The organism is Pseudoalteromonas undina (assembly GCF_000238275.3).
GTDB lineage: Bacteria > Pseudomonadota > Gammaproteobacteria > Enterobacterales > Alteromonadaceae > Pseudoalteromonas > Pseudoalteromonas undina.
Window position 1 is genome coordinate 173,096 of sequence record NZ_AHCF03000003.1, and the last position, 17,901, is coordinate 190,996.

General features: G+C 40.8%; 16 protein-coding genes. 6 read left to right on the forward strand and 10 right to left on the reverse strand.

What is annotated here, in order from left to right; translation table 11 throughout:
* Positions 1-14: 14 nt before the first annotated feature.
* From apaG to lptD, 5 genes are all read right to left on the reverse strand, one after another.
* Positions 15-404 (reverse strand): Co2+/Mg2+ efflux protein ApaG, encoded by a 390-nt coding sequence (gene apaG / locus PUND_RS04370; RefSeq protein WP_041709470.1) that lies wholly within the window; start codon positions 402-404, stop codon positions 15-17.
* Entirely contained in the window at positions 388-1,194 is an 807-nt protein-coding gene (gene rsmA, locus PUND_RS04375) for a 16S rRNA (adenine(1518)-N(6)/adenine(1519)-N(6))-dimethyltransferase RsmA (RefSeq protein WP_010391631.1), read from the reverse strand. The genes apaG and rsmA overlap by 17 nt, the downstream gene beginning before the upstream one ends.
* Complete coding sequence (gene pdxA / locus PUND_RS04380) at positions 1,191-2,183, reverse strand: 4-hydroxythreonine-4-phosphate dehydrogenase PdxA (protein ID WP_010391630.1); 993 nt, start codon at positions 2,181-2,183, stop codon at positions 1,191-1,193. The genes rsmA and pdxA overlap by 4 nt, the downstream gene beginning before the upstream one ends.
* Before the next feature lie 2 nt (positions 2,184-2,185).
* Positions 2,186-3,481 carry a peptidylprolyl isomerase SurA gene (gene surA / locus PUND_RS04385; RefSeq protein WP_010391628.1) on the reverse strand — a complete coding sequence of 432 codons (1,296 nt, stop codon included), beginning with the start codon at positions 3,479-3,481 and terminating at the stop codon, positions 2,186-2,188.
* Between the two features lie 96 nt (positions 3,482-3,577).
* Positions 3,578-5,824, reverse strand: a complete 2,247-nt coding sequence (lptD, locus tag PUND_RS04390) for an LPS assembly protein LptD (RefSeq protein ID WP_010391627.1) — start codon at positions 5,822-5,824, stop codon at positions 3,578-3,580.
* 94 nt (positions 5,825-5,918) lie between these two features.
* Between lptD and PUND_RS04395 the strand changes: the two genes are divergently transcribed.
* The 3 genes from PUND_RS04395 to djlA are packed head-to-tail and all read left to right on the forward strand — an operon-like array spanning position 5,919 to position 8,464.
* Complete coding sequence (locus PUND_RS04395) at positions 5,919-6,920, forward strand: aminoglycoside phosphotransferase family protein (protein WP_010391626.1); 1,002 nt, start codon at positions 5,919-5,921, stop codon at positions 6,918-6,920.
* Positions 6,917-7,573, forward strand: coding sequence for an N-acetylmuramate alpha-1-phosphate uridylyltransferase MurU (gene murU / locus PUND_RS04400; protein ID WP_010391625.1), 657 nt, complete (start codon positions 6,917-6,919; stop codon positions 7,571-7,573). The genes PUND_RS04395 and murU overlap by 4 nt, the downstream gene beginning before the upstream one ends.
* Before the next feature lie 33 nt (positions 7,574-7,606).
* A complete protein-coding gene (gene djlA, locus PUND_RS04405; RefSeq protein WP_010391624.1) occupies positions 7,607-8,464 on the forward strand; it encodes a co-chaperone DjlA in 858 nt (285 codons plus the stop codon).
* Here the strand turns inward: djlA and PUND_RS04410 are convergent.
* The 3 genes from PUND_RS04410 to rapA form a co-directional block, all read right to left on the reverse strand.
* Complete coding sequence (locus tag PUND_RS04410) at positions 8,447-9,376, reverse strand: DUF3530 family protein (RefSeq protein WP_010391623.1); 930 nt, start codon at positions 9,374-9,376, stop codon at positions 8,447-8,449. The genes djlA and PUND_RS04410 overlap by 18 nt on opposite strands.
* Before the next feature lie 92 nt (positions 9,377-9,468).
* Positions 9,469-10,122 carry a bifunctional tRNA pseudouridine(32) synthase/23S rRNA pseudouridine(746) synthase RluA gene (gene rluA / locus PUND_RS04415; protein WP_010391622.1) on the reverse strand — a complete coding sequence of 218 codons (654 nt, stop codon included), beginning with the start codon at positions 10,120-10,122 and terminating at the stop codon, positions 9,469-9,471.
* 154 nt (positions 10,123-10,276) lie between these two features.
* Positions 10,277-13,171: an RNA polymerase-associated protein RapA gene (gene rapA / locus PUND_RS04420; protein WP_010391620.1), complete on the reverse strand. Its 2,895-nt coding sequence runs from the start codon at positions 13,169-13,171 to the stop codon at positions 10,277-10,279.
* A 298-nt stretch (positions 13,172-13,469) separates the two neighbouring features.
* On the opposite strand from rapA, the gene PUND_RS04425 reads away from it, so the two are divergent.
* The 3 genes from PUND_RS04425 to PUND_RS04435 all read left to right on the forward strand — a co-directional run bounded on the left by PUND_RS04425 (position 13,470) and on the right by PUND_RS04435 (position 16,325).
* Positions 13,470-14,861 (forward strand): PhoH family protein, encoded by a 1,392-nt coding sequence (locus PUND_RS04425; RefSeq protein ID WP_010391619.1) that lies wholly within the window; start codon positions 13,470-13,472, stop codon positions 14,859-14,861.
* A 341-nt stretch (positions 14,862-15,202) separates the two neighbouring features.
* A complete protein-coding gene (locus PUND_RS04430; RefSeq protein WP_010391617.1) occupies positions 15,203-15,334 on the forward strand; it encodes an Hpt domain-containing protein in 132 nt (43 codons plus the stop codon).
* Between the two features lie 55 nt (positions 15,335-15,389).
* Positions 15,390-16,325 (forward strand): GGDEF domain-containing response regulator, encoded by a 936-nt coding sequence (locus tag PUND_RS04435; RefSeq protein ID WP_010391616.1) that lies wholly within the window; start codon positions 15,390-15,392, stop codon positions 16,323-16,325.
* On the opposite strand, the gene PUND_RS04440 is transcribed toward PUND_RS04435, so the two are convergent.
* Both PUND_RS04440 and PUND_RS04445 read right to left on the reverse strand, forming a co-directional pair.
* Positions 16,308-16,688: a DUF3192 domain-containing protein gene (locus PUND_RS04440; protein WP_008113368.1), complete on the reverse strand. Its 381-nt coding sequence runs from the start codon at positions 16,686-16,688 to the stop codon at positions 16,308-16,310. The two genes, PUND_RS04435 and PUND_RS04440, sit on opposite strands and share 18 nt — an antisense overlap.
* Positions 16,689-16,862: 174 nt before the next feature.
* Complete coding sequence (locus PUND_RS04445; protein WP_010391615.1) at positions 16,863-17,807, reverse strand: D-2-hydroxyacid dehydrogenase; 945 nt, start codon at positions 17,805-17,807, stop codon at positions 16,863-16,865.
* Positions 17,808-17,901: the final 94 nt, after the last annotated feature.

The following is a 17,901-nucleotide window of genomic DNA, read 5'->3' on the forward strand; positions in this document are numbered from 1 at the left end:
AGTCGCTGTTTTAATCAGTGTAAGATATTAGGGCAAGCTAAACGGAACACATTTATGGGTGCTTCAAACTCAGCACCAAACTCGTTTCGTAAAGTGTAATGCCCTTGCATGGTGCCTACGGGAGTGTCTAATATTGCACCACTGGTGTATTTGTAACTTTCACCAGGGGCTATATCTGGGGTTTCACCCACCACACCTTCGCCTTGCACTTCTACTTCTTTACCGTTGGCATCGGTAATTAACCAATAGCGGCTAAGTAGTTTTGCACTACATAAACTGTGGTTTTTTATAGTAACGGAATAAGCAAATACAAATTTATCAAGTTCAGGTTGCGATTGCTCTTCTACATAAAATGTTTCTACAGATACCTTTACAGGTGATCCCATATTACTGCTTGTTGTCATAAATCCAGTTAGCTATATCAATAAATTGTTGTAACGACAGGCTCTCAGCACGCAAGGTAATATCAATGCCAATGCTGGTTAACTCTTCAGCGGTTAAAAGGTTGCCTAGGCTGTTGCGCAGTGTTTTACGACGTTGATTAAACGCTTCTAAACAGACTGTATTTAGTATTTTAACGCTTTTAGCTGTGCGCTGTTCTGCCTTTTTGGGGATTAAGCGAATAACCGCAGAATCTACTTTAGGTGCAGGTTTAAAGCACTCTGGTGGTACTTCTACTACAGGCATCGCATTACAGTAGTATTGAGTCATTACACTCAAGCGGCCAAAGGTTTTGCTGCCTGGGCCTGCAACCATGCGTTTTACCACTTCTTTTTGCAGCATAAAGTGCATGTGCTCAATATGATCGGCAAATTCAAAAAGGTGAAACAACAAAGGAGTAGAAATGTTGTACGGTAGGTTACCAAATACTTTTAGCTTTTTGTCGTCTTTAACTAGGCTTGCAAAATCAAACTTCATTGCATCGCCTTGGTTTACGGTTAATTTAGGCCCTAAAAAAGGGTGTTCAATTAAACGTTGGGCTAAATCTTTATCTAGCTCAACAACCGTTAAATGGCCACTTAAATCGGCTACAGGCTCAGTAATAGCGCCAAGGCCTGGGCCAATTTCGACTAAATTATCTTGCGGCTTGGGATCAATAGCGGTGACAATTTTATCGATGATTGATTCATCGAATAAAAAGTTTTGGCCAAAACGTTTACGGGCGCGGTGTCCTAAATGTACTTTATCGGTCATTGATTCTGTGCTTTTTCATGGGCGAGCTTAATTGCTTCGCGGATCGCTAATTCAAAACTGCCAACATCAGCATCGCCTGTACCGGCTAAATCAAGCGCAGTACCGTGGTCGACTGAAGTGCGGATAAATGGAAGGCCAAGAGTTATATTCACTGACTTACCAAATCCTTTGTATTTTAGCACAGGTAATCCCTGATCGTGATACATAGCCAGTACTGCATCGGCTTCATTTAGGTATTTATCTTGAAATAATGTATCTGCTGGTAAAGGACCGATTAAGTTCATCCCTTCAGCTCTTAGTATGTCAAGTGTAGGCGTTATCGTGTCGATTTCTTCGCGGCCTAAATGGCCATCTTCACCAGCGTGCGGGTTTAAGCCACAGACTAAAATACGCGGTTGCTCAATACCAAACTTGGTTTTTAAGTCATGATTAAGAATATTAGCCACTTTAACCAGTCGCTCTTGGGTAATAGCACGAGCAACATAAGCAAGCGGGATATGCGTTGTTACTAATGCAACTCGCAGCCCTTCGGTAGCTAATAACATAACAACATCAGCGGTGCCCGACTGTTGAGCAAAGTACTCAGTGTGGCCACTAAAAGAAATACCGGCTTGGTTAATAATACCTTTATGAACAGGGCCAGTAACAACGGCATCAAAAGTGCCGTCCATATTCTTCTCACTGGCGATACGCAGTGTATCTAGTACGTATTGACCGTTTGCGTCATTTAGCTCACCCAGTTCAACTGACTCGGCTAAATCAATCTGTTTTATATATAAGCTGCCAGCCGCTGTAGGCATGGCTTCGGCGCTTTCATCAAATTCAATTAACTTAATGTTTAAACCTAAATGTTTAGCGCGCTGCTTTAGTAGCGATGCATCTGCAATCGCTACTAGCTGTGCATCCCAGCTGTGCTGTGCCAGTTTTAATAGCAAGTCAGGGCCAATGCCAGCAGGCTCACCAGGGGTTACCGCAATTCTTAAGGTCATAATTATTCGTCTGTTGGGAAAATTTCAACATGGGCTTGTTCGCGCATTTCTTGCTGCCAGTTAAAGCTTTCTTCTTTAAATTTACGATTAAACAACATGCCATGTGCACGATTACGTTTAGCTTGCTCGGTTTTATCAGCAACGCGTGTATCTAATAACTGTACAATGTGCCAACCATACTGAGTTCTAAATGGTTCGCTGATTTCGTTTTGATCAAGAGATAGTAATGTATCTCTAAACGCAGGTACGTAGGTAGTTGGATCAGTCCAGTCGTATTGTCCGCCTTTAAGTGCTGAGCCTGGATCTTGCGAGTGCTCTTTAGCTAGTTCTGCAAAGTCAGCATTTCCAGCACGTAAATCCTTAACAAAGCCAGTTAGCATAGTGCGGGCTTTTTCTTCGCTTAAAATAATTGAAGGCTTAATAAGAATATGACGAGATTTAACTTCTGTGGTTTCTACTACTTGGCGACCACGTACGTCTTGCACCTTAATAATGTGAAAACCTGCGCCAGAGCGAAGCGGGCCAATAATCGCATCTTTCTTTTGACCTTTTACAGCTTCTGCAAATAAAGATGGCATTTCGTTAATGCCCATCCAGCCTAATTGACCTCCCTCAAGCGCTTTTGAGCCACTTGATGAAGAAATAGCAATACGCTTAAATTCTTGGCCGTCTTGCAGCAGCTCAATTACTTTGTCTGCGCGTGTTTTTGCAGAGCTTACGTCGTCTGCACTTGCCCCGCTTGGAATATCGATAAGAATATGACCAATATCGTATTCTTCGGCATTTTGGCCTTGGCTATCCATAATTTTTAGTAAGTTATCAATTTCTTGGTCACTTACATATATACGGCGGTCTACGTTTGCACGCGTTACTTGTTGCGTGGTTATCTCTTTACGAATTTCTTCACGGTAAGCTTGAAAGCTCTCACCCGACGCTTCAATAGTACGACGTAAATCAGCAATTGTACCGCCTTGCTCTTTGGCCATGTTGGCAAGTGTTTGGTCAAGCTGGCTATCTGAAATCTCTAAGCCCATGCGCTCAGCCATTTGCATCATTAGCGTTTGATTAACTAAGCGCTCAATTGCTTGTACACGTAGTGTTTCGTCTTTTGGCAGCTGTTGATTTTGTTCTTCTGCTTGCTTTTTAACACGATCAACAATGGTATCTACTTCACTTTTTAAAATAACGCCTTGGTTTACAATACCAATCACTTTATCTATTTCGACCGGTGCGGCGAATGCACTTTGGCATAAGCTAAACGTTAAAACTGCTGATGTTAATAATTTTTTTAAATTCATATTCTTTTTACTACTCTTACTAATAGTACTGTTGTAATGCTAAAAGCGACTAGATTGATATAGTTATTTGTAAATTTTTACTATACAAAATGCAGCTTAGTCATTAAGAAAATACGGCCTACGATAACCAAAAATACCTTGTTGTAATAATTTTTGAGCATCATAACGGCTTTTACTACCAAGCCCTTTTAATACAAAATTCAAACGAATGCTTGAATCAAAAGTGGCTTGGGGTTGCCCAATTGACTGATTTAAATCAGTTTCAATTTGGCGGTGGCCAGTAATTTGGAACGCCCAACAGCACGATTCATACTGTAATCCACTAAATACTTCAATACTGCGGTTATTATCAAGGTCGCGATGGTAACTTGCAATAAATTGCCATTCGTCACTAATAGGGATGCTTGTAAATAAGCCCGCTTGTTCGATTGTATTTCCTGAGACATCATTTGCATAGCGATGGTTCAATTGAACCAGCTGATTATCGTCACCTTTATAATCTAAGGTTAAATTTGACTGGATAATTTGCTTGCCATCCGTGTCGTACTGAATTCCACCCGATAAATACCAGCGGCGATGCCAATGTAACATGGTTTGCGCTGCAAACAAGGCATTGTAGTTACTGTCGCTATTCAGCCCTTGCTCTGTGGGCTTGGCTGAATCACTTAAATAAAATATTTGGCCAGCACTGAAATTAAATACTTCTTCATTTTTATTATCAAATAAACGGGTGGTTGCCCCAAGCGTAAACTGATTTGCAGCGGCAATACGGTCAACACTTGAAAAACGCGCATCTCTAAATAAGCCAAAAAAGTCATCTTGTAATTTAGTGGTATCGTATAAGCCAATGTCAGATTGATCTTTGTTAGGCGTATATAAATACTGAATTTGTGGCTCTAAGGTTTGAATACCATCGTCGATAAAAATTGAGGTATCACGCTCAAAGTTAAGCTGAGAATATAAGCGCACTTTTGGCAATGTGCGCGAAACATTATCGCTATACTGTGTACCCTGTAAATCACCGTCTTGTTTATAGTTAGTTTGCAATAAGCTCACTTCAGATAAAAACGACCAGGCATACTCTTTGTAATCAAAGCGTGCTTTAGGTTCTATATGCACGCGAGTTGCTTGATCAATAACCGCTGAGCTATTAGTAAAGTGGCTCAGCTCCCCTGAAACAGTAAAATCGAAGTAATCAATTTTCCACGGCGTAGTTTGTGTAAAGTTAACTTGCGGTAAGGCTGTATATGACTCTAAGTGGTCACCGAGTACTTCAAAGTTTTGTATTTTTATATCAGTACGCCACATCTCGCCCATATGAGTTAGTGAGCCGGTACGATAAAGCTGAGTATCGGTTTTACTTGCATAAGTTGAGTTTAAATCAGTGAGGTAGTTATCATCACTGACATTGGTAATATCAATACTGGCTCGCCAGTCTTCGCCTATATAGCTTTTTTGTTGCCAATGAAACAAAAAACGCTCGTCAAGCTCAGGCTCTGAGTCATCTTTATTTAAGTATTCGACAGCCACTAAACCTTGGTGTTCTGGAGTTAGATATCTAAATTCAGTTTGTAGCTGTAAACCTTTACGTGACATATAACGCGGCGTAATGGTTGCATCATAGTTTGGAGCAATATTCCAATAATAAGGCGTAATAGTCTCTAACCCATAACGATCTGAACTTGAAAAGCTGGGCGTTAATAAGCCTGACTTACGGCGCTCATCGAGTGGGAAAGTAAAATAAGGTAAATAGAGTACTGGCGTGTCTAAAATACGTAGCACCGCATTGTAGGTTTCACCCCAGCCTTCTTCTCGTGATAAATTAATTTCGTCGGCTTCAATCGCCCACACAGGCGTATTACCAGGGCAAGCAGTAAAGCTTGCATTCATCAGCATTAAGCCAGACTTGTCGATGGTGAGTTTTTCCGCGCCGCCTTTGCCTTGCTGTTGTGTTAGGCTGTATTGTGCGCCTAATAAGCTAAAGGCTGAGTTATTTAAATCGGCGTTTAAGCCCGCACTTTGAACTTTGCTCACATAATCGCGATAGGTAATAGGGCCGGTGGCATTGAGTAAGCCGCGTTGTTTATCAATCAGTGCTGATTGTGCGGACAAACTCATGTTAACGGTGTTAATATCAACATTACCAGTAAATTCAGCGCTTTGTGTGCCTAAAAGCTCAACGTCATCAGCGCTGATATCAACCGTTCCAAGCTCAAGGCCAGCTAGCGGTTGCCAAGCTCTGGTTTGCATTGAAGTGCCACAAAAGTTGTGTGTCAGTTCAGTTTCGGCAAGCGATGGTGCGCTCAGTACGCTTAGCATCAAAATGCCCCAGGTTTTGCTCATTTATCGACCTTTATGCTCTGTGATTAGTTACAAGCTATACATAATAAAGGAAAACAATAGCAAAGTAATTAGTGAAAAATAGATAGCTTATAAAATGACACGTTTTGAGAGTTTACAACAGTTTATTAATACTCACTTTAGTGAGCAATCCTGCGCGCTTAATGCAATAACCGCAGATGCCAGTTTTCGCCGTTATTATAGGTTAAGCGCTGAAAATAAAAGCTTTATTGTGATGGACTCAGATCCAAAAAAAGTTAACAACGTCCCTTATATTGCATTAAATAAGGTGTTTTCTGAGCATGGGTTTTTATTACCATCCATTATTCATAGTGATGAGCAGCAAGGTTTTTTTATTTTAAGTGATTTGGGTAACACCCATTTAGCTGACTTGCTTGATGATGCCAATCGCAGCGAGCATTACCAGCAGCTGATCAGTTTAAGTGCCAAGTGGGCTAAAACGCCTAAAGCTCCGTCAATGAATCCGTATGACCATGACTTTATTGCACTTGAGCTGGATATTTTTAAAAATTGGTTAGTTAATGATTTTATTAGTACAGAGCTCAGCGCTGAGCAACAAAATATATGGCAAACAAGTGCTGCGCTGCTAATCAATACACTGCTTGAACAACCCACAGTGACTATGCATCGCGATTACCACAGCCGTAATATTATGCGCTGCGAGCAGCAATGGGCAATTATTGATTATCAAGACGCGGTACAAGGTCCGTTATGTTATGACTTAGTCTCGCTTTTAAGAGATTGTTATTTTAAATTGCCCAACGACGAGCTGACTCATTTACTTGAGTTTGGTTATGACGAATTTAAGCGCCAAAGTTTAATAACTAACGAGTCATTCGCACAATTTAAGTATTGGTTTGATTTAACCGGCTTGCAGCGCCATTTAAAAGCAGCGGGTATTTTTTGTCGCTTGTTTTTACGGGATGGCAAAAAAGGTTACTTAGCGAATATACTACCGACACTAACTTATATTGTTGAAGTGGCGGCAGAGTACCCAGAGCTTAGTGGTTTGTCTGATTGGGTAAAAAGTTACGTGGTGCCAAAGGTACAGCAGCGGTTAAAAGAGGAACAATTATGAAGGCCATGATCTTAGCTGCTGGACGCGGTAAACGTATGATGCCGCTCACCGCACAGTTGCCAAAACCTATGTTATGTGTAGCAGGTAAACCACTTATTGAACATCATATTATGCGCTTAAAAGCGGCTGGTATAACGCAAATTGTGATTAACCTTGCGTGGCAAGGAGATAAAATAAAAACCTACTTTGCAGATGGCAGTGCATGGGGTGTAAGTATTACCTATAGCCAGGAAGCAACTGGCGGGCTTGAAACTGCAGGCGGTATTATTCAAGCACTTCCTTTATTAGGTGAGTCATTTATTGTTATTAATGGTGATGTTTACAGCGACTACGATATTAGTGCATTAATGCAGCTGCATTTACAGCCAAAAGAAGCGCACATTGTATTGGTTGAAAATCCTGCGCATAACCCAGAGGGTGATTTTACCCTAAGCCACTTACCTAATAGTGAACAGCGCTATACTTTTTCTGGAATTGGCCGTTATCAGGCTGATTTCTTTGAAGGGCTGGCCCTAGGTACCCGCCCGTTAGGGCCTTTACTGCGTGAAAAAATAAATGAACATTTAGTCTCCACTGAACTCTATATTGGCCAATGGGACGATATAGGCACACCAGAGCGTTTATCGACTCTTAACCAACAATTAGCGCCATAAGCTAAATATAAAACACTAGAGGTAAGTTTTAAAATGTGGGGAAAAATTCTCGGTTTCTGTTTTGGTTTTATGTTTGGCAAAATATTTGGCGCCATTTTAGGCTTATACCTAGGTCATATGTTTGATAAAAGCCTAAAGAAAGACTTTGATCAGGCTGGCGGCTTCTCTAACCTTTTTAAGGGCGATGATGTTAACGAGCGCCAAGCACTGTTTTTTTCTAGCTGCTTTGCAGTAATGGGGCATATCGCCAAGTCAAATGGACGAATAAGCGAAACCCATATTAAAGCTGCGACGCTATTTATGGATGAAATGGGCTTAAAAGGCGAAGAGCGCCGTGAAGCTCAACAAGCGTTTCAATCAGGTAAAGACAGCGACTTTTCACTCAAAGACACAGTTTATGACTTTAAAGAACGTTTTGCTAAACGTTACGATTTACTGCAGTTATTTTTAGAAATTCAAATTCAAATGGCGTTTTCTGATGGCGTGCTTGCCGCGCAAGAAAAGCAATTATTACAAGAAGTCAGCAAGCAGTTGGGGGTATCTAAAGCACACTTTGCCTTTGTACTAAAACGTTATCAAGCAGAGTTTAATTTTAGGCAGCAACAACAGCGCTTTAGGCAGCAGCAAAGTCAGAGCAGTAGTTACCGAGAAGGCTCAGGACATCATGTACCGCCAAGTAATGATATGAATCGCTCGCAGGCATTGGCCTTATTGGGATTAAATAAAGACGCGTCGCAACGTGATATTAAAGTAGCGTACCGAAAGCTTATGGCTCAGCACCATCCTGATAAACTGGTATCGCAAGGTTTACCTAAGCATATGATGGAAGTCGCGGTTAAAAAAAGCCAAGATATTCAAGCCGCTTACGAGTATTTAAAAAAGGCGGCGTAAAAAACCGTCTATTTCTTTGCTCAAGCGTGCATGTTGCTGCGGCGCGTCGCGCAATCCAAACAGCTGGCGCTGGCGGTAATCAAACTTTGCATTACGGTTAACCCAACGCTGACGGTTTTTAAGGTTCATTAAAATATCGTTACTGTCTGTAGCAAAATAAATATCCAACAAAGCAGGGGTGACCAAGGATGTTATTTGGCTTAACTTGGCATTGCGTTTTGTATTAGGAAGGTAACTACTCAAACTAATGAAGGCGTTTATTTTTAAGTCTGCAAATTCAGCGTAGTGCTCCAACAACACCCCAGAACTGGTGCCTTGTGCAATAACAACAATATTGTCAGACTCCATTGCTGCCTGCTGATACAAGGCTTCGTAGCGAGCGAGCAGCTTTAACTTGTAGTTATCCACGACCTCGGTATTTACTTGCTCAACATAGTCGGCATGATGAGGCTGTTTTTGTGTGCTGGTGTCAGGCTCAGTATTTGCGTTGGCTGTTTCATTATTTGTGCCCACAGAATCATTAATCGTTTTTGCTGTGTCATCTTGGGCTGCTTGCCAATCTACATCAGGAACTGTCATCGCATAAGAAGTGTACCCATGATTATTCAGCTCTTTACGCAAAAAGTTCATGCCGGAATTGTTTGTGGGCGTTGATTGCCAGTCAGGAATGAGTATGACTACCCCTCTAAAGTCGGCGCTCATATATTCACTGTATAAAGTTAAAAACTCAGTATCACCAACTAAAATAGACTTTACTTCATCACTTTGGGCTAGGCGAGAGATATCCGCATCAATATTTTTTGAAAAGGGAGGAGGAGCGATATACTCAGCACTAAGCACTTGAAAACTGATTAATGCACAGCCAAGCGAAAGAGTAGTAATAATGACTTTAAACATCTGCGTAATAAACATAATAAGCTTTTAATTTAAATCTTATTTATGTATCGGCGTAGCACTCTTAAAGTTTAGCTATTTACTGCAAATAACTAAAAGATTAATCCGTATTAAAAGTCGGGTTCAGCTTCAAAAGTAAGTACTTGCTCCGTTACAGGGTGTTTGAGTTGTAGCATTTGTGCATGCAGCTGTAGGCGAGGAGCCGCAGCAAGTGCGTCTTTGTGGGCATATAAACGATCGCCTAAAATAGGGTGGCCTAAGCTTAGCATATGTACTCGCAGCTGGTGGGAACGCCCTGTAATCGGAGTAAGCTCTACACGGGTTGCCTGTGCTTCACGTTCAAGCACTTTAAAATGCGTGAGTGAAGGTTTGCCATTGTCGTGATCAACCATTTGCTTAGGACGGTTCGGCCAATCACAAATAAGCGGTAAATCAACGGAGCCGGTTTCACTTTCAAGTTGCCCATAAACTCGCGCAATGTAACGCTTTGCCGTTTCACGCTCTTGAAATTGCATACTTAAATGGCGGTGAGCGGCTTTGTTCATTGCCAAGCAAAGTATCCCTGAGGTAGCCATATCTAAACGGTGAACAATTTTAGCCGTAGGAAAAACACGGTTGACGCGATTAATTAAGCTATCGGCATGTTTTGGGTCTTTACCTGGTACGGTGAGTAACTCGCTAGGCTTATTTACAATAAGTAAATCATCGTCTTGAAACAGTATAGTTAAATACGGGCTCATAGGGGGATTGTAATTAACTAACACGGCAGACCTCAGTGATTTTGAAGTGCGCTATTTTAGTGGAGCGAGCGCAAAGGCTCAAGTAAAAAGCGCGATATAAATATCGCGCTTTTTTCAATACACACGCTAGTTAATCTTTAACTAACGACTGACAGCTTATAGCTCACAGCAAGATCCCTTAGTGCGAAACCACAATTAAACGAATGGCATCGAGTTTTAACTGCGCTTTTTCAATATGTGCGGTTAGCTCATTGCGCTGTTTATCGTAAAAGGTAATTTCTTCTTGGCGAATATTTGGGTTTATTTGTTTAAGTGCCTCTAAACGCTGCTGCTCTTCACTCAACGATGTTTGCATTTTAGTTAATGACTCTGCACGAATAACATCCAGCTTTTGTTGAGCCATGTCTTTTGCTGTGTTGATCATTGGATGAACCGCACTTTGTAATGCACCGGCTAATTTACTTGCTGTTTGGCGACCTACCGCAGATAACTGTTGATTAAAGCCATCAAAGCCAACGTTTTCGCCTAAGTTATTACTGCTCTTATCGAGTAAAATACGAATAGGCGTAGGCGGTAAAAAGCGGCCCACTTGCAGTACTTTTGGTGCCATTGCTTCGGCAACAAAGATTAGCTCAACAAAGAATGTTCCTGGTGGTAACTTTTTGTTTTTAAGTAACGCCACTGACGCACTACCAAAGTCATCATCGCAAATCATGTCCATAGTGCCTTGCACCATAGGGTGATCCCAACTAATAAAGTGAACATCTTCTTGTGAAAGAGCGGTATCACGGTCAAATGTCACCGTCATGCCATCTTCTTTTAAAGCTGGGAATGAGGCATTAAGCATATGCTCAGTGGGTTTTAAAATAATGGTGTTTTCACCTTTATCTTCTTGGCTTACGCCAAAGGTGTCGAACACATTGATCATGTAACTTGGTAGCTCAAACTGATTATCGAGTTTTTCAATGTCAGCTACAAGTGAATCAGCAGCGCCTTGCCCTGATGAATGCAGTTCTAGTAGGCGATCTCGGCCACTTTCCATTTGCTTACGTAATACTGCATTCTTTTGTGCTACTTGCTCAAGCAATGGGTCTAGCTCATCTTCGTCACAATTATGAGCTGCAATATATTCAAGTAAGTCTTCGCTAAACTCTTTATATAATAACTGCCCTGTGGTTGAAGTGCTTTCAAATGCATCTAGGCCTTCGTTGTACCAACGTAATAACACTTCCTGAGCCGTATTTTCAAAGTAAGGCACATGAATGTTCACATCTTGTGTTTGTCCTATGCGGTCTAAGCGACCAATACGTTGCTCAAGTAAATCTGGGTTGAGCGGTAAATCAAACAACACTAAATGATGTGAGAATTGGAAGTTACGACCTTCTGAACCAATTTCAGAACACAATAATATTTGAGCATTATCGTATTCATCGGCAAAGAATGCCGCGGCGCGGTCTCGTTCAATTATCGACATGCCCTCGTGGAAAACCGAGGCTTTAATTGCTTCGCGTTCACGTAATATTTGCTCAAGGCTGATTGCGGTTTCGGCTTTAGCACAAATGAGTAATACTTTTTCACGTTTGAGAGTTTTTAGCGTTTCGATTAGCCAATCTACACGGGGGTCAAATAAACCCCAGCTGGCGCTTTCACCTTCAAACTCTTGAAATATTTTTTCAGGGAAAAGTGCACGTTGTGCACTGAGTTCAGCATTTTGAATGCCGCTCATATTACCTAGTACAGTCATTGCTGTTTTGTACTGCTTAGGTAAAGCCATAGGGTAGGCGTGTAATTTACGACTTGGGTAACCATCAATACCACTGCGACTATTTCTAAATAAGATGCGGCCAGTACCGTGACGGTCTAAAAGCATATTTAAAATTTCTTTACGTGCTTCAAGGTCGCCTTGTTGTGCTGTTTCAAGAATATCGGTGATATCCGTTTCTTTTAATAGCTCAATCAAGGTTGCTTTAGCGTTATCATCTAATGATTGCTCTTGCAGTAGTTGGTTAGCAGCTTCGGCTACATCTTTGTAGTTTGCTTCTTCTTCTTTAAATACGTCGTAGTCGTAAAAGCGATCTGGGTCGAGCAGTTGTAAGCGTGCAAAGTGGCTACGATGACCCAGTTGGTCTGGCGTTGCTGTTAATAGAATTAACCCCGGAATGTCTTGGCTTAGCTCAGCCATACGTTGGTATTCGGCACTAGGTTTATTGTTGTTAATGCTTAAATGATGGGCTTCATCAATGACTAATAAGTCCCAGTCGGCCAAAGTAGCTTGTTCAAACCAACGTTTTTTCTTAGTTAAAAACTCAAGACTGGTAAGCACCAGTTGCTCGGTATCAAATACGTTAGGTGAATCAGCAAACGCTTCGTCGCAGCGCTCTTCATCAAAAATAGAAAAACGTAAATTAAAACGGCGTAGCATTTCTACTAACCATTGGTGCTGCAAGTTCTCAGGTACCACAATGAGCACACGGCTGGCGCGACCAGTAATAATTTGTTGATGTAAAATCATGCCAGCTTCGATGGTTTTACCCAAACCTACTTCATCAGAAAGTAATACACGTGGCGCAAAACGTTTACCTACTTCTTGGGCAATATAAAGCTGATGCGGAATAAGGTTGGCACGTTGGCCAATTAAACCTTTAATAGGTGACTGTTGGCGTTCAAATTGGTGTAACCAAGTTTGGTAGCGCAAAGTGTATCGATCAAAGCGGTCTACTTGGCCTGCAAATAAACGGTCTTGTGGTTTATTAAATTTAATAAAATGGTCTAAAAAGGTTTCTTTTAATTGTACTTTTTCACCGTTATCAATACGTTCACCGTGATAGCACAGTAATTCGCCTTGTACTTCAATTGACTCAACTTGTAATTCCCACTCCTCAACGCTTCGGATCACATCACCAGGATTAAATGCTACGCGGGTTACCGGAGCTTCTGCAGAAGAATAAACACGGTTTTCACCACTGGCAGGAAATAAAATGCTGACCTGGCGGCCATCAATGGCAACAACGGTGCCCAATCCTAAATCTGACTCTGTATCACTGATCCAACGCTGACCTAAGGAAAAATTCATGTATGTCTCGTCTATGAAGAAAAAGGCGGCTATGTTACCTGTTAGATAACACCACTGCAAGGCGCTATTTGCCTGACTTTTAATTAATTTTATAAGTGTGAATTATTCCTATCTATAAGCACTGATTAGTGCGCCGATTTTGTAGGAAATTCAAACTAAATGATATTTGTCATAAAACAGACTTTTATGACAAATAGACTAAACTCAAATTATACCTAAGTAATTAATCAAGTTTATTAGTCACACTGATTAGTTTATTGGGTATAGCATAAAAATCATAAAACGTAAGGAAAGTGCTATGGAAAAAGCTTCGAACCTTGATAGTAAAATGTATGTGCTAGATACCAATGTATTGCTTCATGAACCCCTCGCGTATTTGTCATTTCAAGAACACCAAGTGGTTATTCCAATGACGGTATTGGAAGAGCTTGATCACATTAAAGATAGAAAACACGATGTAAGTCGCGATGCCCGAGTGGCCATTCGTGGACTTGATGGAGTGCTCAGCCAGGCCTCTCCCGAGCAAATGTTACAAGGGGTTGCGCTACCAAGTAATAAACAAGGCGGATTAACGGGAAGCTTACTGATTGTAAATGACCATTTATTTGCCGATTCTATTTCCGGCTTACCGGGCAATGAAAACGACCACCGCATTATTAATTGCGCGGTGCACTTACAAAATCAGCACAGTGATAAAAAAGTCATACTGGTTACTAAAGATATCAACATGCGCTTAAAAGCCAAAGGGGCGGGGCTTAAATATGTTGAAGATTACCGTACCGATCAGCTTATTGACGATATCGCCTTACTTACCAGCGGCTATAAAAAAATTACTGGTGATTTTTGGCAGCATGTTGGCGAGTGTAACACTGAGCAACACGGGCGTGAAACAGTCCATCATATCCCTAAAGATTTAATCCCAGATGTGTTTTGTAATGAGTATTTACTTGATGATGGCGATCAGTTTGCCGCTAGAGTCAAATCTTACGATGGTGAGCATATTACCATTAAAGATATTGGAGCAGAGCGACTAATGCATCAAAGTGCTTGGGGAATAAAGCCAAAAAATATTTACCAAGCAATGGCACTAGATGCACTGCTCGATACCTCTATTGAACTTGTTATTTTAACCGGCCCTGCGGGGTGTGGTAAAACCTTACTCGCGCTTGCTTGTGCACTTGAGATGGTGATTGAAAAAGGTGTTTACGATAAAGTGATTGTAACCCGAAACACCCCTGAAATTGCCGAATCGATTGGCTTTTTACCTGGCACCGAGGAAGAGAAAATGGCGCCTTGGCTGGCTGCCATAACCGATACCTTAGAGGTGCTGCATAAAGGAGATGAGAACCCTGTTTCAAGCCGTAATTACATTATGGAAAAAGCCAATGTTCAGTTTAAATCGGTAAACTTTATGCGTGGGCGAAGCATTCAAAATGCGGTGGTGATTTTAGATGAAAGCCAAAACTTAACGGCTTCTCAGCTCAAAACCATAATTACCCGCTGTGGTGAAGGAACTAAACTTATTTGTACCGGAAATTTAGCACAAATAGACAGTAATTATTTAACCGCTGTTACCTCAGGGCTTACCTATATTGTGGAGCGATTTAAGCACTTTGAAGGCGGCGCTACTGTTAATCTTAATGGTGTAGTAAGAAGTCGACTAGCGTCATTTGCAGAGGAGAATTTATAAGTGTTCTTTGGCTCGATAATCTACTATTTTATTATCGAGCCAAAAATTAAGTATTTAATCTAGGTGATTCATCGCTTATTAAAGCGCTTAATTACACGTCAACAGTTTGACGTTTAATTAATACGTATATCTAGCTTGTCAAATATCTACACATCGATCTTCAGAAAAAAGATATGAATTTATTTAAAGCTATGCCAGGTCTATTTAAGTTCATTACTTGTTCATATCTCGTTAGGCATTTTTGATAAATAATAAGCTTTGACTGTATTAAACAGTAATTGATACATTCTTTTTATAGGAGCGTACGTTATTAAATGTGAAGGGGTAACCATACTAGTGAAATGGTACGCTTAGTGCATAGTTTAAAAGGGATAGCAGGAAATTTAGGTTTTAACCGATTATTATTGTGTGCTCAACACACTGAGCAAATATTAAAAGCGGATGGCAAGCACGCTGCAGCTGCAATTAAATAATTAATAATACAGTTAGAGCGAGTGCAAATTTATATAAAAAGTTTAGATGTAAGCAATGATAAATAAAGCAAAAATATTAATTGTAGATGACGATGCGCTTAACCGAATCATTTTAGAAAGAACTTTAAGTGATGAGCATGAGGTTTACTTAGTGGCAAGTGGCGAAGAGGCGTTGACATTTGTTAAGCATACGCAAGTAGATTTAATTATTTTAGACATCATGATGCCTGGCATGAATGGTTACGACGTGCTGGTGGAACTTAAAGAAAGTAGCCTTAGCCATGCGATCCCCATTATTTTTATCTCAGCGAACAGCTCTCATGAAGACGAAGCAAAAGGTTTAGAATTAGGCGCAATGGATTACATTGTAAAGCCATTTTGTGCCTCAATTGTTAAAGTGCGTGTACGCAATCAACTACTTATTAAGCAAAAAAACGATTTATTAGAAATGCTTGCGTCTATTGATGGTTTAACAGAAATACCTAACAGACGTTATTTAGATGAAAATTTGGAGCGAGAGTGGCGAAGAAGTAAGCGTAATAACTCTTCCATGTGTGTATTGCTTATCGATATTGACCACTTTAAGCGCTATAACGATTGTTACGGTCATCGTGCTGGCGATGATTGTTTAAAAGCTGTGGCGCAAACTCTAGCGGCGCAATGTGAGCGCGGCAGTGATTTTGTTGCCCGTTATGGTGGTGAAGAGTTTGTAGCCGTATTACCAGAAACCAATCAGCAAGGGGCTATTGCATTTGCTAATAAGTTACGTGAAGCCATTAATGATTTGAATATAGAGCACAACGCATCGTTAAATGCTTCACACATTACTATTAGCATTGGTATTGCCTCAAGTGAGAGCAGTCAAGCATACACAGAGAAGGCATTGCTAGAAGAAGCTGACTCAGGTTTATATAATGCTAAAAAGTCAGGGCGCAATGCGATTGAATTGGCGCCCATAGGAACATGTGAGCGTTTAGTTTGTCAGCATTGATAGTGCTGAGCTGCCAATCCCCACTAATTTGTCATTTTTAAATACTAATGGTGTGCATTCATCCTTGGTCATTTTTCCATCTGAATGAATGCTGTGTGTTGCGTAAAACAACACTTGGTAAACATCATCCTGTTTTTTTAATAATTCAGTGAAATTAGGTGTTTTTAGTTGGTTTAATACTGACTGATACGAGCTATCCATTGCCAGACCTGAAATGATTTCACGATTGTTTTTATGTGTGGCCTGCCAGCTTGAAGAACTATTGCCTGCCCAATGACCTTCTGCTTCACCATCAGATACAGCGATTACACAACCCGTTAAAAAAGGAGCAGTTAGTGCAGCGATTAAAAGTGTTTTTTTCATTTTGTTATTCCCTAGATGATTAATTAAAAACAATATAGCAAAGACCAAGCCAGTTTTTAAATTCTTAAAAATCAATGGGTTGTTTTTGTTGTGTTTGGTGGGGTGGTGGCTTTTTTAAAATATAAATCTAAAAAGCCACTTTTTAGTAATTTTGACTAAGTTACTTTTATGGCATTAAACCAAGCGGTTACGCGACTCGTGTTGACTAAATGCTGCAATATTTAAACCCACTTCTTTTACTAAGCGCACGATAGATTCAGTGCTCGCCCACGCGATATGTGGGGTAAGTAGTAAATTATCACCCGTATAATTAGCCAGAGGATTGGTCAGCTCAGCGGGCTCTTTGGTCAGCACATCAACGCCGGCACCGGCAATAATATTGGCTTTTAATGCTTCTACTAAGTCAGCTTCATTGATAATCCCGCCGCGTGCGGTATTAATAATTAGCGCAGTTGGTTTCATCATTTTTAATTCATTAAGTGTAATTAAGTCGCGTGTTTCATCATTAAGTGGGCAGTGAACGCTAATAATGTCTGCTGTTTTTATTGCTATTTCAAATGGGGTGCGTCCGTCGCGACACGCTTCGCCTTTGCGCTCTGCAATAATCACCTCAGCGCCAAACGCTTCAGCTACTTTAGATACTGCCTTACCCAAAGTACCTCCGCCAATAATAGCCAATGTTTTACCTTGAATGTCATTAAAGCTGTAATCAAGTCGACAAAACATGTCACTTTTTTGCCATGCGCCTTGCTGGCAATCCGCTTGATAGCGGTGAGTATTACCTAATAAGTTAGTAATCAACGAAAAGGTATGCTGAACAACAGAAGGGGTTGAATAACCGGCAACATTGGTAACTGCAATGCCTAAGTCTTTCGCGGCATCTAAATCAACATTATTAGTGCCAGTTGCACTGACACAAATGAGTTTCAATGATTTTAATTGTGTCATAGTGTCACGATTAATCACTACTTTGTTAGTGATTAACACCTCGGCATTTTGGCTATGTGCCAACACTTGCTCTGGGCTAGTTAGCTGATGCACGGTAAGATCTCCAAGTGCTGAGATACCATCAAGTGAGGTGTTTGCCAGTGTGGCGTTATCAAGAATTGTTATGTTCACGATGTGTCCTAATAGTGTATGTGTAAAAAGAATGATAATCCCAGTACGCGAAGTACTTGTGTTAAAAAGAGTATCATCTATTTGAATATTATTG

What these genes read in the sequence shown, in the direction of transcription:
- apaG (WP_041709470.1), bottom strand. Translation starts at nt 404, where the DNA reads ATGACAACAAGCAGTAATATGGGATCACCTGTAAAGGTATCTGTAGAA.
- PUND_RS04430 (WP_010391617.1), top strand. Translation starts at nt 15,203, where the DNA reads ATGGTACGCTTAGTGCATAGTTTAAAAGGGATAGCAGGAAATTTAGGT.
- PUND_RS04435 (WP_010391616.1), top strand. Translation starts at nt 15,390, where the DNA reads ATGATAAATAAAGCAAAAATATTAATTGTAGATGACGATGCGCTTAAC.
- PUND_RS04410 (WP_010391623.1), bottom strand. Translation starts at nt 9,376, where the DNA reads ATGTTTATTACGCAGATGTTTAAAGTCATTATTACTACTCTTTCGCTT.
- PUND_RS04440 (WP_008113368.1), bottom strand. Translation starts at nt 16,688, where the DNA reads ATGAAAAAAACACTTTTAATCGCTGCACTAACTGCTCCTTTTTTAACG.
- murU (WP_010391625.1), top strand. Translation starts at nt 6,917, where the DNA reads ATGAAGGCCATGATCTTAGCTGCTGGACGCGGTAAACGTATGATGCCG.
- djlA (WP_010391624.1), top strand. Translation starts at nt 7,607, where the DNA reads ATGTGGGGAAAAATTCTCGGTTTCTGTTTTGGTTTTATGTTTGGCAAA.
- pdxA (WP_010391630.1), bottom strand. Translation starts at nt 2,183, where the DNA reads ATGACCTTAAGAATTGCGGTAACCCCTGGTGAGCCTGCTGGCATTGGC.
- rapA (WP_010391620.1), bottom strand. Translation starts at nt 13,171, where the DNA reads ATGAATTTTTCCTTAGGTCAGCGTTGGATCAGTGATACAGAGTCAGAT.
- PUND_RS04395 (WP_010391626.1), top strand. Translation starts at nt 5,919, where the DNA reads ATGACACGTTTTGAGAGTTTACAACAGTTTATTAATACTCACTTTAGT.
- surA (WP_010391628.1), bottom strand. Translation starts at nt 3,481, where the DNA reads ATGAATTTAAAAAAATTATTAACATCAGCAGTTTTAACGTTTAGCTTA.
- PUND_RS04425 (WP_010391619.1), top strand. Translation starts at nt 13,470, where the DNA reads ATGGAAAAAGCTTCGAACCTTGATAGTAAAATGTATGTGCTAGATACC.
- lptD (WP_010391627.1), bottom strand. Translation starts at nt 5,824, where the DNA reads ATGAGCAAAACCTGGGGCATTTTGATGCTAAGCGTACTGAGCGCACCA.
- rsmA (WP_010391631.1), bottom strand. Translation starts at nt 1,194, where the DNA reads ATGACCGATAAAGTACATTTAGGACACCGCGCCCGTAAACGTTTTGGC.